Raw genomic sequence first — 13,530 nt, 5'->3', positions numbered from 1 at the left:
TCCATGGAAAAAGCTCCAAGAAGCGAAGTCGTCGGAAGAAGAATCAGCAAGACGATTATATATATCGTCTGCATTTTCCTGGCGATCCTCAGCATCCTTCCGTTTTGGATTATGTTTGTCAACGCCACGCGCTCTACACCTGAGATTCAAAGCGGGCTTTCGCTGCTTCCGTCTACTCACTTGATGAGCAATCTGCATGTGCTGCTGGATAAAAGCTTCGACCCGCTTCGAGGGTTCCTGAACTCGTTTATTATTTCAACGTCGGCCACTATTTGTACCGTTTATTTCTCGTCTTTGACGGCTTACGGGCTTGTGGCTTACAACTGGAAGATGCGCCAGCCTTTCTTCACCTTCATTATGTGCGTGATGATGGTTCCTTACCAAGCCAGCGCCATCGGCTTCTATCAGTTCATGTACAAACTGCATTGGACGAACAGCTTCTGGCCGCTGATTCTGCCTGCCATTGCAGCTCCGGCTGTCGTGTTCTTCATGCGGCAGTATCTGCTTGCAACGTTGTCGCTCGAAATAGTGGAAGCTGCGCGCGTTGACGGATCGGGAGAGTTCTCCACCTTCAACCGGATCATTTTTCCTCTTATGATGCCGGCTGTAGCGACACAAGCCATCTTTGCTTTTGTAGGCAACTGGAACAATCTGTTCATGCCGCTCATCCTGCTTACGCAGAAAGACAAATATACGATGCCAATTATGGTCAGCCTACTTCGCGGCGATATTTATAAAACCGAATTCGGCTCCATCTATTTGGGACTGGCGCTGACCGCGTTGCCGCTGTTTGTCGTGTACTTCCTGCTATCCCGTTACATTATCGCAGGTGTCGCTTTGGGCGGCGTGAAGGAATAATGCCGAGCGAATGATTTATAGGGTTCATAAAAGAATACAAGAAGGAAATTGGGGTTACCGCAGAACCGAGCTGCTTCAGGAGAAGTCCTGGAGGGCTCGGTTTTTGTATATAGGCAGGCGAAGGAGATATTCCCTTCTGTATATTCCTTCCTAAAGAGGTGAAAATAATTTCATCATCCGTTCTGCCGCCAGCTTGTACATTAAAAATGTTACCTCATTACATTTAAATAATTACACACTTGACGGAATAAGATATTAAAAATATAATAACTTACATAAAGTAACTTGATGACAAATGGAAACAAGCACTTGGGTTCAAATGTCTTTCAGACCTTCAGACCCGTGCAGTGACGGGAGAAAGGCCTTAGTCGTATAGAGGTGGTGGCGTAATGGGTTTCTGGAACAAACTATTGGGAACAAATTCCAAGGAGGAACAAGTCATGGCTAAATTAAACATCGGTATTATTTTGGGAAGCACACGGGAAGGCCGCGTAAGCCCGCAGGTTGGGGAATGGGTGAAAGGCATTGCAGACAAACGCGGAGACGCTAATTATGAGATTGTCGACATTGCCGATTACCAACTGCCTTTCCTGGGCACTACGGACGGTTCCGAACCTGGGATTGCGGCCTGGAATCAAAAGCTTGCAACGCTGGACGGTTTTGTATTTATCGCTCAGGAATACAATCACAGCATTACGGGAGCGTTAAAGAACGCCTTGGATTTTGCCCGTGAAGCTTGGAACAACAAAGCAGCCGGGATCGTGAGCTACGGTTCTGCCGGGGGCGCCCGTGCAGCCGAGCATCTGAGAGGCATTTTGGGCGAACTGATGATTGCAGATGTCCGCGTCCATCCGACGCTGTCCCTGTTCACGGATTTCGAGAACGGTACGGTATTCAAACCGCAGGCCCCTCATCTGAGCAACAATGTAAATGAAATGCTCGATCAGGTTATTGCTTGGAGCGGAGCTTTGAAAACTTTGCGTTAAGAACACCTGGTAATTTAGTAAATTTAGTAACATGCAGGAGATGAATTCAGTATGCAGCCTTTGGGCTCATGCTTTGACATAACACCCCTCAGAAGGGTCTCCGGCCGCACAATGCCTTCCCTTTACTTGTGCAGGCCGCCCCTTCTGAGGGGTGTGCCTGCATTCAGGCTTCTTTTTGATAAAAGGGCTGTTCATATAACAAATAGGGAGATGCAGGAAAAAAAATGAAACAACATCCTCCAGCCCGCGTAAATATTGAAAAAGGACTACTAAGCGGCTGGAGGCTGATTCATGGGAGTGGGAGTTCAAGATTTAGATTCAGATCATCTTGTTAAGAAAGGGCGCCAGACGATGAAGGCACAGGTCTATACTGCTTATGGCATGCCTGAGGTTCTTCGCCTTGAAGAAGTAGAAATCCCTGTTCCGAAGGAGCAGGAGGTGCTGGTTGAAGTCTATGCCGCCGCCGTGAACTCCTGGGATTGGGATCTGCTCCGCGGGCAGCCTTTTGTAACCCGTTTAGGAGGACTGCGGAAACCCCAATACCCGATTCTTGGCGCCGACATTTCCGGACGGGTCGCTGCCGTTGGGAGCGGGGTCCAGCGGTTTAAGGCAGGAGATGAAGTATTTGGGGATATTTCCGGCAGCGGCTGGGGCGGATTTGCGGAATTTGTTTCGGTTAAAGAAACGGCTTTGACGCTAAAACCGGAAAACTTCAGCTTTGAACAGGCTGCTTCCATCCCCCAGGCCGCGGTGCTTGCTTTGCAGGGGCTGCGTGACAAGGGAAAGCTAAAGAGCGGACAGAAGGTTTTAATCAACGGGGCGGGAGGAGGCGTCGGCACATTTGGGATCCAGTACGCCAAAGGGGTTGGTGCAGAGGTTACAGCCGTGGACAGCGGAGACAAACAGAACCTGCTGCTGTCCGTAGGAGCAGATCATGTGTTGGATTACAGGCAGGAAGACTTCACTGCTGGCGGGAAACGGTACGATCTGATTCCCGACGTCGTTGGAAACCGGCCGGTTTCCGCCATTAAAAGGGCGCTTGAGACTGGCGGAACGTATGTGATGGTCGGAGGTCCCATGCCGCGTATACTTAGGACTCTGCTGGCTGCCCCTTTCAGCGCGCGATTTGAACAAAAGACGCTGACCGTGCTTGTGCACAGGCCCAATCATGAGGACCAGCAGGTATGGAAGGAGCTGGCCGAAGCAGGGAAAATCGTCCCGGTCATCGGTCGCCGATACCCGCTGGAGGAAACATCCGAGGCGCTCCGGCACCTCGGCGAAGGACGTGTACAAGGGAAAGCCGTCATCTGCATAAAAGAGCAGAAGGATGACCTTACACGAATTTGACCATATTAGTAAGGTTGAAAAATAACCAAGGGGCTGTCCCAAAAGTAAACTTTAGAACACCCTCAGCAATAAAATAAGATGGTATTCGTAAAAAACCAAGGAGCTAAGCGGTCTATTCTCGCTTAGCTCCTTGGTTCTTGGCGTCCACGGCAGCTTTTTTGAGTAAATTGTGGGCAAGGGAAAGCCACCCGACCTCCAAGCTTACTTTTGGTAAGCCTCGAAGCAGGAACCTTTTAAACCCCCGATTGTTCTTTATATCGCCAAACACAGGCTCCGGCTCGATCATGCGCCTTACGGCCAGGGCATAACCTTCTTCACTGCGAAGCTTCTGCCTTGCCTGGTTTTTTAGCCGCAAATACTTCATGCTCACTTTGATCTCCCGATCGCCTTTGGCTTTTGTACACTGCGGCTTTAGTGGACAGTCCTCACAGCCAGCACTTCGGTAATGTCGGTATTCGATCTCATACCCACTTTCTGTTTTCTCCTTACTTCCTCTTCGGAAATGGAGCGTTTGTCCAGCCGCGCATGTCCATGTATCTTGTTCGCTGTTATAGGTCCAGTTGTCCATCTTGCTGATGTCCTTTTTCCATGCCTTGCTTTTTTCGCGGTGATACGTGCTGTACTTCACAATGGCTTCGACTTCATTCTGCTCCAAATAGTCATAATTTTCTTCACCGCCATAGCCCGCATCGGCGATGATGGTGCTTGGCAACTTCCCCAACTGCGATTTTATTTTTTCAAGATGCGGGATGAGGCAACGGGTATCGGTCGGGCGCTGGTGCAAACTGTAACCGACAATGAATTGGTTTTCAGTACCGATCTGTACGTTGTAACCCGGCTTGAGCTGGCCATTTCGCATATGGTCTTCTTTCATTCGCATAAATGTAGCGTCATGGTCCGTTTTGCTGTAGCTGTTTCTAGTCCCTAAAATCGCCTGTTGGGTTTCATACTTTTGAAGACGCGGAAGTAAGTCCTTGCGGAGCGTACGCACCGCCTTCTTGAGCGGCTTGTCCTTTGGTTTCTCCTGCAGACGCTCCTCCAATTGTTTGACGGCTTGCTCCAGCTTTTCACTGGTGATGGCAGAGGACTCGCCCAGTTCGAGAAGATCCTGGCCGCCGTGCGTTCCTTCTTCTTGCTTCTCGGCTTCCTCAATGGCGGCAAACAAGGCTTGGACTTTCTCCTGGAGCTTGGCTTTATACTTCACCACGGCCTTTCCCCAAACAAATGTATATCGATTGGCATTCGCTTCGATCTTCGTGCCGTCCACAAAGTAATGCTCCAGCTGCACGTAGTTCTCCTCGGCCAGAAACTGAAGAACGGCGGTAAACACCGTCTCCAGTACACTTTTCATTCGTTCTGATCGAAACCGGTTGATGGTGCGGAAATCCGGTCTTTGTCTACCCGCGATCCACATGAACATGATATTTTCGCGGACAGCTTTGGCGATTTGGCGAGAGGAGTAGATGCGCTGTGTGTATGCGTAAATAATGACTTTGGTGAGCATTTTAGGATGGTAGCTGTCTCGTCCGCCTCCAGGGTAGGCCGCGTCGAAGATGGAATCGTCGAGACGATTGACGGAGGCGTTGACCACGCGAACGAGGTGATTTGCGGGAATGTCCTCTTCTAAATCCATTGGTAAACAGAGTTGATCCATGGTATATTGAATGTACAAAGAAACCTCTCCTTTAGGGTAATGGTTGGTGGTACTTCCATTTTACCAAAGAGTGGTTTCTTTTTGTTTGACGAAATGTAAAAGAGGGTCGTCCCTTAGTCATCTATGATGACTTTTGGGACACCCTCTTTTTGTCGTTAATGAGGATCAGGTTTAAGCTGCTCTCCTACCGTTAACACCATATCCACATGGGGAATGCCGTCCTCCGGATACACGTCTGAAACCGGCCGGAAGCCGAAAGTGCCGTAAAAGGACTCCAGGTAATGCTGGGCCTGGATTTTGACTTCCGTTTCATGCCATTCCTCTTTCAGGAATTCCAGAGCAATTCTCATCAGCTCCTGGGCCAAGCCGCGTCTCCGGTAGGAGGGGTTGACCAGCACGCGGCCGATGGAAGCCTGCGGATACGAAACTCCGCGCGGCAGGATCCGGCAGTAGGCTGCAATTTCTCCGTCTGCCGCAAGAAACAGATGGTGGCTTGCCTGATCCTTATCATCTACCTCAGGGTAAAGGCAGTTTTGCTCCAGCATAAACACATTCATACGAAGCTGAAGGATTTTGTATACCTCTGTTCCCGTAAGTTGATCGAAGCTTTTTAGATTCCATTCCATGCGCACACTTCCTTTCCGTGAAGCCCATTATAGCATCTCAAAGGGATGGATGTGCAGTTCCCGGAAGGGGTGTCAATGACATGGATGATAAACGCCGTCTGGATTAAGAAAGCAGATGAATCGGTTCGAACGCGCCCCACTAAGGATCTGAGTTACAGGACTGCCCTACAGGACTACTTAATCATGGAGGGTTAGGATAAGGTTTCGGCCTTATAAAGCGTGCTGCGTAAATGGCGGACATCCCGGATCGGCGGCTGACCGAAGAACCGGGCGTATTCACGGCTGAACTGCGTTGGACTTTCGTAGCCGACTTGAAAAGCGGCATCGGCCGCATCCATCTCCGAGGAGAGGAGGAGCCTGCGTGCTTCCTGCAGCCTCAGCTGCTTCTGATATTGGATCGGGCTCATGGCCGTTACTTCTTTAAAGTAGGCGAAAAAGGAAGAGGTGCTCATTCCCGCCTCCGCTGCCAATTCATCTACACGCAGCGGCTCTGCAAAGTCCCGGCTAAGCCGTTCTATGACCTGGGAGATTCGCTGCGCATGGCTGCCGATCAAAGCAAACTGCCTGATGGAGCTGCCCTGCTTGTTCTGGAGAATCCGGTAGAGAATTTCCCGTATGGCATAAGGCGCTAAAACCGGAATATCCTGCGGCGTATCCAGCAGGCGGACAAGCCTCAGAACGGCTTCCTGGAGAGCGCTGCTCATCTTGTCTACGGACAAGGCGCGGGCCGATTCACGGCGGTTTTGTTCAGCTGCCGCGGAGGATTGGATAACCTCCAAAATCTGATTCATGTCAAATTTCAGCTGCAGGCTTAAATAAGGGGCTTCGGTTGAAGCCTCCACCACTTGTCCGGTGATGGGCAGATGTACGGAAGCGGTCAGATAACTGCTCGGATCATACCGGTAGCTTTCCGCTCCCAGCATAACTACCTTCGAGCCCTGCGCCACTATACATAAAGAGGGTTCGTAGACGGAATGAATCGGCTCCGAAACCCGGGAGGCCCGAATAAAAGACAAGGCGGGAATGGCCGTGCCGACGGTTCCATCCTGCTGTGCAAAGCGGCTGATGCGCTCGGACAATTCTTTTACATAGGCTGAGGGTGAAGCGCCTGTATCCATGTTGGTTTCACTCCAATCGCTGGGGTTTCTTGTCTTCACTTTACGACTTTTTGGAGGATTAGGCAATAATAGCGGATCATCCGGCTACCTCCTATTTACCGGTGGAAGGCATAATAAGGATATGCCAAGCGGCAGTGAGCCGGGGCGAAGAGGATGAAATTCAAACCTAGTCTAGGAGAGAAGGAGAGCATGAAAATGAACAAACTTACAAATATGAATCAGGGTCATTCTAAACAGAACCGGGATCAGACTAATCCGGGACAGGAAGCTGGTCCTCCGCATCCTTATGTAGGCATGTGGGTTACCCAGGACGGCTATATCCGCCACGAGCTCCTGCCGAACGGAAGGTACGACGAAGCCCGGGGCAGCCGGAAAAGCGCCTATCAGGGGAATTATACGGTCGAAGGCGATCATATTGAATATGTGGATGACACCGGCTTTACGGCGGACGGCGACTTTCGAGACGGCGTGCTTTACCATGCGGGCATGATTCTGTTCCGGGAATAGGCACCTTTAGATTTTGGCCTGAAAGTGTCCCCCTTATGCCAATTGGCAAATCGAGTTCCTTGCATATTGAATTCCTATTTTTAACCCAATTAAATTCTAAAGGAGTAATAATCATATCCATGAACAATATTAACGGCAAAGTAGTCATCGTAACGGGAGCAAGCAGCGGGATCGGCGAAGCAACGGCAAGGCTGCTTGCGGGGCAGGGAGCACATGTTGTCCTTGGAGCTAGACGGTTGGACCGGCTGGAGGCCTTGGCCTCCGACATCCGTTCCCAGGGAGGGTCGGTAGAATATCAGCAGCTAGATGTAACTGATCTGGAGCAGGTAAAAGTTATCGTTGAACTTGCCCAAACCCGGTTTGGACGGGTGGATGTGCTTGTGAATAATGCGGGCGTGATGCCCCTTTCTCCACTGGAGGCTTTAAAGATTGAAGAATGGAATCGCATGATCGACGTCAACATCCGTGGGGTGCTGCACGGCATTGCCGCCGGAGTTCCAGTCATGAAGGAGCAGGGATTCGGACATATCATTAATGTAGCTTCGATAGGTGCTTATTCGGTTACCCGTACAGCCGCGGTATATTGCGCTACCAAATATGCGGTTCGTGCGATTACCGAAGGGCTCCGCATAGAATTGGGAGATACGATCCGCACAACGCTGGTTTCACCTGGCGTAACGGAGTCCGAGCTTGCCGATACCATTACGGACGAGTCAACCAAAGCCTTTATGAAGGAATACCGCCAAAATGCCATTCCGGCGTCGGCGATTGCCCGTTCCATCGCTTATGCGATTGAGCAGCCGGCTGAGGTGGATGTGAACGAACTGATTGTTCGTCCGTCGGCGCAGCGTTCCTGATCTGTTTTTTTCAGGATGTGGTGATGCACTTGCATCGCATGGAAACGAGGGGACGACCCCTCGTTTTGGGCTTTCAAGCAGCTATGAAGAAGGAAAGGGGAACCCCGACAACTATACAAGTTTGAAACAAAAGTTACAGGCTGTAAATTTTGCCGGAACTCCCGCAATCACAGTGAAATAACAGTGCTTGGTTAGCCCGTCTGCAATTCCCGGGAGGTTTGGCTGCTCGTTTATGAGTTTTCTTTGTTACCGGAATGTCGCTAGGTTGTTCCTTGGGTGTAAATCCTCTGTCGCTGCGGTTAACTATAATTAATCAAGCAGAGATGAGACAAACACCTGAAAGGACTGACTAACCTTATGACTTCTAACCTGAAAATTTCCGGCCTGTTTCTGGCCTCCGCCCTGCTGCTTGGAACAGCAGCTGCAAGTATGCCGGGACAAGCTTTTGCAGCTTCGGTATCTATCCGGGCTCAAGCCGCGACAAACGTCACATTTACCCTGAATGGAACAAGCTTGTCCGCCAAAGGTCAAATAGGCAGCGGCACTGCGCTGATCCCTTTGAGCATCCTCCGGGACGGTCTGGGCATTCATGTGGTCTATAACAACAAGAACAAAACCTATACCCTGACCCAAGGACAACTTCAGGTCAAAGCTGTGCCAGGCCCCAATGGAGCAACGATTACGGTAAACGGCGGACTTCAGCCGGCCTATTATGAATGGAGAAACACGAACGGCAGCAACCTGGTTTCCGTTCATCTCCTTACGGACTTTTTCGGATACCGATCCCAATGGAATGCGGCTACCAGCACCGTCAGCCTTGCCAAAGTGAGGTTGAATGATATTCGTTATACTACAGCATCGATTAACAAATCGGACTCTATAACCACGATCTCTGTACAGTATCCGGTTATATCGGGTCTAAAGAACGCTGAAGTACAGACCAAAATCAATCAGTCACTGAAAAATAAAGCCGAAGCTTACGTGAAAGCCTCTTTGGATAAATCCAAAGAACTCGGTACGGGTCCTACCGGAACCAAAAACGAATTCCAAAGCCATTATACGGTTTCTTATAATGAAAAAGGCATAATCAGCTTCCGGGAAATCCGGTATGAATATTACGGCGGCGCGCACGGGGCTGATATCGTGGAAGGTTTCACCTATTCCTTAAACAGCGGAAAGCAGCTTGAACTCAGCGACCTGCTTAAAACTGGAGGCAATTATACCCAAAAAATTGATCAATTGATTGCCTCCAAACTTAAAAAGGAACCTAATTATCTGGGCGGGTTCAAGACGCTTGGCAAAAATCCGGGCTATTATTTGAAAAACGGCAGCCTCGTGATTTATTTCCAGGAGTACGAATACGTGCCGTATGCCCAAGGCCTGCTGGAGTATGCAATCCCGTTCTCCGCTTTGCTGCCTGAAGGCACCGATCCTTTTGCAGGCCTGTAAGAAATAATAGGTACTAATCAGTAACCCCTTAACATTTTTTGAAGTGCACTCCTTAGAATAGAATCGGAAAAACCTACGGTTATTCTGATGAAATTGCTGGGAGTGTATTTTTTTTCGGCTATGCAAGCTCCGTGCTCGGAAGAAGGCGTATCACGCCCCTAAAATTGAACTTCCCCACTGTTTTGGATATAGTTAATTCAGAGGGTAACGACAGAACAGAAGGGATTTTTTTAATATGAATGCTTTGACCCAAATCGACCAGTTGAAAAAGTTCAGATATGAGATCACCCGTTTTATGCTGATTTACAAGTTTGCGCTGGATGAAATCGAAACGAAGATCGACATCCTAAAGGAAGAGTTTCAAACGCTGCATGATTACAGCCCGATTGAGCATACGAAATCCAGATTGAAATCGCCTGAGAGCATTATGAATAAAATGCTGCGTAAAAATCATGAGTTCTCCTTATCCGGAATCCGAGAGAATATTAAGGATATTGCGGGGCTGCGGATTACCTGCTCCTTTATCTCCGATATCTACATCATCAGCGACATGCTGCAGAAGCAGGATGATTTGAAGGTGCTTGAAATCAAGGATTATATTCAGCATCCCAAAGACAATGGGTATCGCAGCCTGCACCTGCTGGTTGAGGTTCCGGTCTTTATGTCCGATACCTGCGAGCACGTATGCGTCGAAATCCAGATCCGCACGATTGCAATGGATTTCTGGGCTAGTCTGGAGCATAAAATCTTTTATAAATACAGCAAATCCGTTCCGGAGAACCTTCTGAACGAGCTGAAAGCCGCCGCGGAATCCGCCAATGCGCTGGATCACCAGATGGAGCGGCTGCAGCGGGAAATCCAGGAAGTGAAAGATGCGAACAGTGAAGCGGAAGCTGAAGAATTGCAGAAAATCATGATCAACGATAAGCAATTTATGCTGCCGGCAAATTTTATGAAGCTGCTGGGAGAGTAATGGATAGGTCTGGAGGACAATATGGGAAAACAAGGAATCGGGGATAAAGTTCAACAAATAGAGGCGATGGAGCTGCGTTTGAACCAGTTCAATGCCGCCAGGGCTCTTGCGTTGCCTGACAAGAAACCAATGGTTCTTAAGTTGGGGGACTCTCTGCTGCTCATGGAAACGTCGGGACCTGAATCCATGTATTATAACCGGGTGAAAGGCTTCGGCCCTTCGGATCTGGATAAACTTGACCTCATCCTGCAGGAGTATGAAAGCAGAGATCTGATCCCTTGTTTTGACATTCCGCCCGGCCGGATGACCGTGGAGGTGGGGACTGCTCTGCACCAAAAGGGGTTTGTATGTGCGGAACAGCTTACCTTCCTGGAAGCGGGTCATGGAAGCCCTCCGACTGCTCCGGCATCTTCCGTAGAGATAAAGGAAGTTGATGAACATCTGGCCGATGATCTGTTGAACAGCATCAGCCGAATCATGGGCGGCGTGCCCTCGGAAATTCTCGAACGCAAGAAACCGTATTTTATATTGCCCCATTTTCGGAACTACTTGGCTTATATCGGCAATGAAATTGCAGGGATAGGCTCCTTATTTATACATGAGAGGGAAGGGTATTTGGCCAATGACTACACGTTCCCGGAATACCGGGGAATGGGCTGCCAGAAGGCCTTAATTGCCCGCCGGCTGGCTGAAGCGGCAAAACTGGGTTTAACATCGGTCTATACGGATGTAAGATTTGGCTCAGCCAGCCATGAGAATATGCGTCTGCTTGGTTTTGAGCAAGTCTTCACCACATCATTTTGGATAAAAGCCTAAAGAACCATCCCGAGGCCTTCAGCTTCGGGATGGTTCTATTTTTATAGTTATGCATCGGCGGAGTAGGAATGGGTAAATAATAAGCAGGGATGTTAACAGGATGACCAAAAGAAACTCCCCTGAAAGGAGAATCCGTTATGACAGACTCACGGCAGAAACCCGGACAGTCATTTGAAGATGATCGGCAGGAGGCCATGCGCGACCATTCCTATACTGAGCCGCAAGAGGGACAAAACGAACATGACCCGGAGATCCGTACGCCGGGCAGCAAGCTCAAGGCTGATAAAGCCGTTGTGGAATCGCTGCTGAATGTTAAAGAAATTGAATATTGAAAAGGCATAAAGCCGGCTCTTATTTGGTCAAGGCAGGATATAAGGCAGACACGCCCCCGGCGAGGCCCTGCTGAACTTGCTTGCTAATATCGTCCGCCAGAATTTCGTAGCGGTCCGCTTCGATTCCGTCGACGGCGAGTTTGGCAATATCTGATGGGGCTGATTTAGGCGCATTAAGGCCGGCTGTCATATCCGTATCCATGTAGCCTACATGGAGCGCGGCAACCCTGATATTCTTAGGCGCAAGGTTCAGACGCAGGTCGTTCGTCATTCCCCAAGCGGCTGATTTCGCCGCCGAATAAGCGCCGGACCCGCCTAAACTTAACCATGACAACACAGACAAGATATTCAGAATAGAACCTCCGCCGTTCTTCTCGATAACCGGAGTGAAGGCGCGGGTCATGGCCAGCGTGCCGAAGAAATGGGTATCGAATTCCTGATGGATATCTTCAAGGCTGCCGGTAAGCAGTGAGGCGCCTGTAGATACGCCTGCGTTGTTGATCAGAAGCGTCACATCTCCCGCTGTGGCTGCGGCTGCAGCTACAGACTTCGCATCTGTAATATCCAGCTGCAAAGGGATAGCTCCCGGTATATCGACCGAAGCCGGATTTCTGGCCCCGGCATATACTTTGGCTCCCCTTGCGAGAAGTTCAAGTGCCAGCTCTTTGCCCAACCCCCGGTTACTGCCTGTTACCAGAGCGGTTTGATTCGAAATATTCATATTTATCTCTCCTTTTTTTGAACGATCGTTCTTAAATTAGGGAAAAAGAATCTGATTCCTAGGGGATGCCCCTAAAGAGCCAGACAGAGTTAAGTTTTTCGATTCAAGAACGACCGTTCTTAAATTAAATGAAGTTAAGCCTCAGCGGCCATATTGATAGAATACATCATTTAAGAATGATCGGTCAACTATTTTTTATAGATGAGGTTTTAAAATCGCCGAGATCGCTACCTTGCTCGCATCCTCCAGCAGGCGGCGGTCTGTCGCCGTTTTGCCGAGCACGTATAAGCCTTGTCTTGTACTCAGCAGAAATCGGGCCATTTCATCAATATCTAAGTTGTCATTAAGATCGCCGGATGGCTGGGACCGCTGGAGGAAGTCCTTAAAGTGGGTCTCCATATCCCCTAAATAAGAGCCGATACGCGCGGAGATCAGCTCGTCTACGGAGCCTAATTCCATGGCGGTATTGGTAATAAAGCAGCCTCTGCGCTGGTCCTTGTTATTCATAGCCCCAGTGATCAGCTCATCGAAGAAACGTTCGAGTATTTCCCGGGGTTCTCCGGACTCCTTCAAGATCTGGAACACCCGATCTTTATGCAGCGAATGGAAACGCTCCAGGCACGCTGCGAACAGCTGATTCTTGTCGCCAAATGTATCATAAAGGCTGCCGCGGTGAACGCCGGTATGCTCTACCAAGTCTTGAATGGACGTTTTCTCGAACCCTTTGCTCCAGAACAGATCAAGCGCTTTATCAAGCGCTTCGTTTTGGTCAAATTCCCTTGGTCTCGCCATTATTCTCTCTTCCTTTTCATTCGTGCGTAATATGCTGAAGGGTTTGTACGAAAATTTGTTCAATATGTGTATCATCCAGGGAATAGAAAACGGTTTTCCCCAGTTTGCGCCGCTTGACGATCCTTAAATTTCTCAGATAACGCAGCTGATGGGAGACGGCCGATTGCCCCATTTCCAGCAGCACGGTCAAATCATGAACGCAAAGCTCTTTCTGCCGCAGGGCGTCTACAATTCTGATCCGCGTCGGATCGCTGAACGCTTTGAACCAATCCGCCATCTGGACGGCAGAGTCCCCTTTCAGCATAGCGGATTTCACCGTTTGCAGGTCATCGTCCGTTCCGTTGCAGGTAAGATCGCATTCTTCTGCCGTTAACTCATCATATTTCATAACCTCACCTACCGTTTCAAGAAATGCAGTTTCTTCAAGCTTAGTGATTTCTCATCAAATTATACCGATTCATTGACGGAAAAGGAAGGCATGAATATAATCGAGA

General features: G+C 49.4%; 15 protein-coding genes. 9 read left to right on the top strand and 6 right to left on the bottom strand.

Annotated elements, in window-relative coordinates; genetic code table 11:
• Positions 1-3 precede the first annotated feature (3 nt).
• The 3 genes from AWM70_RS16155 (at position 4) to AWM70_RS16145 (ending at position 3,191) form a co-directional block, all read left to right on the top strand.
• The gene (locus tag AWM70_RS16155) at positions 4-858 is read left to right on the top strand and encodes a carbohydrate ABC transporter permease (protein ID WP_068698121.1); all 855 of its coding nucleotides are present in this window, start codon (positions 4-6) and stop codon (positions 856-858) included.
• 389 nt (positions 859-1,247) lie between these two features.
• The gene (locus AWM70_RS16150) at positions 1,248-1,844 is read left to right on the top strand and encodes an NADPH-dependent FMN reductase (protein ID WP_068698119.1); all 597 of its coding nucleotides are present in this window, start codon (positions 1,248-1,250) and stop codon (positions 1,842-1,844) included.
• A gap of 291 nt (positions 1,845-2,135) precedes the next feature.
• Positions 2,136-3,191: an NAD(P)-dependent alcohol dehydrogenase gene (locus AWM70_RS16145; RefSeq protein WP_237167737.1), complete on the top strand. Its 1,056-nt coding sequence runs from the start codon at positions 2,136-2,138 to the stop codon at positions 3,189-3,191.
• A gap of 112 nt (positions 3,192-3,303) precedes the next feature.
• Here the strand turns inward: AWM70_RS16145 and AWM70_RS16140 are convergent, their stop codons facing one another.
• The 3 genes from AWM70_RS16140 to AWM70_RS16130 form a co-directional block, all read right to left on the bottom strand.
• A complete protein-coding gene (locus AWM70_RS16140) occupies positions 3,304-4,863 on the bottom strand; it encodes an IS1182 family transposase (protein WP_068698116.1) in 1,560 nt (519 codons plus the stop codon).
• A gap of 137 nt (positions 4,864-5,000) precedes the next feature.
• Positions 5,001-5,471: a GNAT family N-acetyltransferase gene (locus tag AWM70_RS16135; RefSeq protein ID WP_068698114.1), complete on the bottom strand. Its 471-nt coding sequence runs from the start codon at positions 5,469-5,471 to the stop codon at positions 5,001-5,003.
• A gap of 191 nt (positions 5,472-5,662) precedes the next feature.
• Positions 5,663-6,589: an AraC family transcriptional regulator gene (locus AWM70_RS16130; protein WP_068698112.1), complete on the bottom strand. Its 927-nt coding sequence runs from the start codon at positions 6,587-6,589 to the stop codon at positions 5,663-5,665.
• A 294-nt stretch (positions 6,590-6,883) separates the two neighbouring features.
• Here AWM70_RS16130 and AWM70_RS16125 point away from each other — a divergent pair, with 294 nt between their 5' ends.
• From AWM70_RS16125 to AWM70_RS16100, 6 genes are all read left to right on the top strand, one after another.
• Complete coding sequence (locus tag AWM70_RS16125; protein WP_068700767.1) at positions 6,884-7,096, top strand: Atu4866 domain-containing protein; 213 nt, start codon at positions 6,884-6,886, stop codon at positions 7,094-7,096.
• A 119-nt stretch (positions 7,097-7,215) separates the two neighbouring features.
• On the top strand, positions 7,216-7,953 hold the full coding sequence (locus AWM70_RS16120) for an SDR family oxidoreductase (protein ID WP_068698110.1): 738 nt from the start codon (positions 7,216-7,218) through the stop codon (positions 7,951-7,953).
• 357 nt (positions 7,954-8,310) lie between these two features.
• A complete protein-coding gene (locus tag AWM70_RS16115; protein WP_068698105.1) occupies positions 8,311-9,402 on the top strand; it encodes a PdaC/SigV domain-containing protein in 1,092 nt (363 codons plus the stop codon).
• Between the two features lie 235 nt (positions 9,403-9,637).
• A complete protein-coding gene (locus AWM70_RS16110) occupies positions 9,638-10,375 on the top strand; it encodes a GTP pyrophosphokinase (protein WP_068698103.1) in 738 nt (245 codons plus the stop codon).
• Positions 10,376-10,396: 21 nt separating this feature from the next.
• A complete protein-coding gene (locus AWM70_RS16105) occupies positions 10,397-11,191 on the top strand; it encodes a GNAT family N-acetyltransferase (RefSeq protein ID WP_068698101.1) in 795 nt (264 codons plus the stop codon).
• 137 nt (positions 11,192-11,328) lie between these two features.
• The gene (locus AWM70_RS16100) at positions 11,329-11,523 is read left to right on the top strand and encodes a hypothetical protein (RefSeq protein WP_068698099.1); all 195 of its coding nucleotides are present in this window, start codon (positions 11,329-11,331) and stop codon (positions 11,521-11,523) included.
• A gap of 19 nt (positions 11,524-11,542) precedes the next feature.
• Here AWM70_RS16100 and AWM70_RS16095 read toward each other — a convergent pair whose 3' ends face one another.
• From AWM70_RS16095 to AWM70_RS16085, 3 genes are all read right to left on the bottom strand, one after another.
• The gene (locus AWM70_RS16095; protein WP_068698097.1) at positions 11,543-12,244 is read right to left on the bottom strand and encodes an SDR family oxidoreductase; all 702 of its coding nucleotides are present in this window, start codon (positions 12,242-12,244) and stop codon (positions 11,543-11,545) included.
• A gap of 195 nt (positions 12,245-12,439) precedes the next feature.
• The gene (locus AWM70_RS16090) at positions 12,440-13,036 is read right to left on the bottom strand and encodes a TetR/AcrR family transcriptional regulator (RefSeq protein ID WP_068698095.1); all 597 of its coding nucleotides are present in this window, start codon (positions 13,034-13,036) and stop codon (positions 12,440-12,442) included.
• A 16-nt stretch (positions 13,037-13,052) separates the two neighbouring features.
• On the bottom strand, positions 13,053-13,424 hold the full coding sequence (locus AWM70_RS16085) for an ArsR/SmtB family transcription factor (RefSeq protein WP_068698093.1): 372 nt from the start codon (positions 13,422-13,424) through the stop codon (positions 13,053-13,055).
• Positions 13,425-13,530: the final 106 nt, after the last annotated feature.

Origin of the sequence: Paenibacillus yonginensis, assembly GCF_001685395.1 — a bacterium.
In the GTDB taxonomy this organism is placed as follows: domain Bacteria; phylum Bacillota; class Bacilli; order Paenibacillales; family Paenibacillaceae; genus Fontibacillus; species Fontibacillus yonginensis.
Note: the sequence above shows the minus strand (reverse complement) of the source record. Positions and strands in the feature narration are given on the sequence as shown.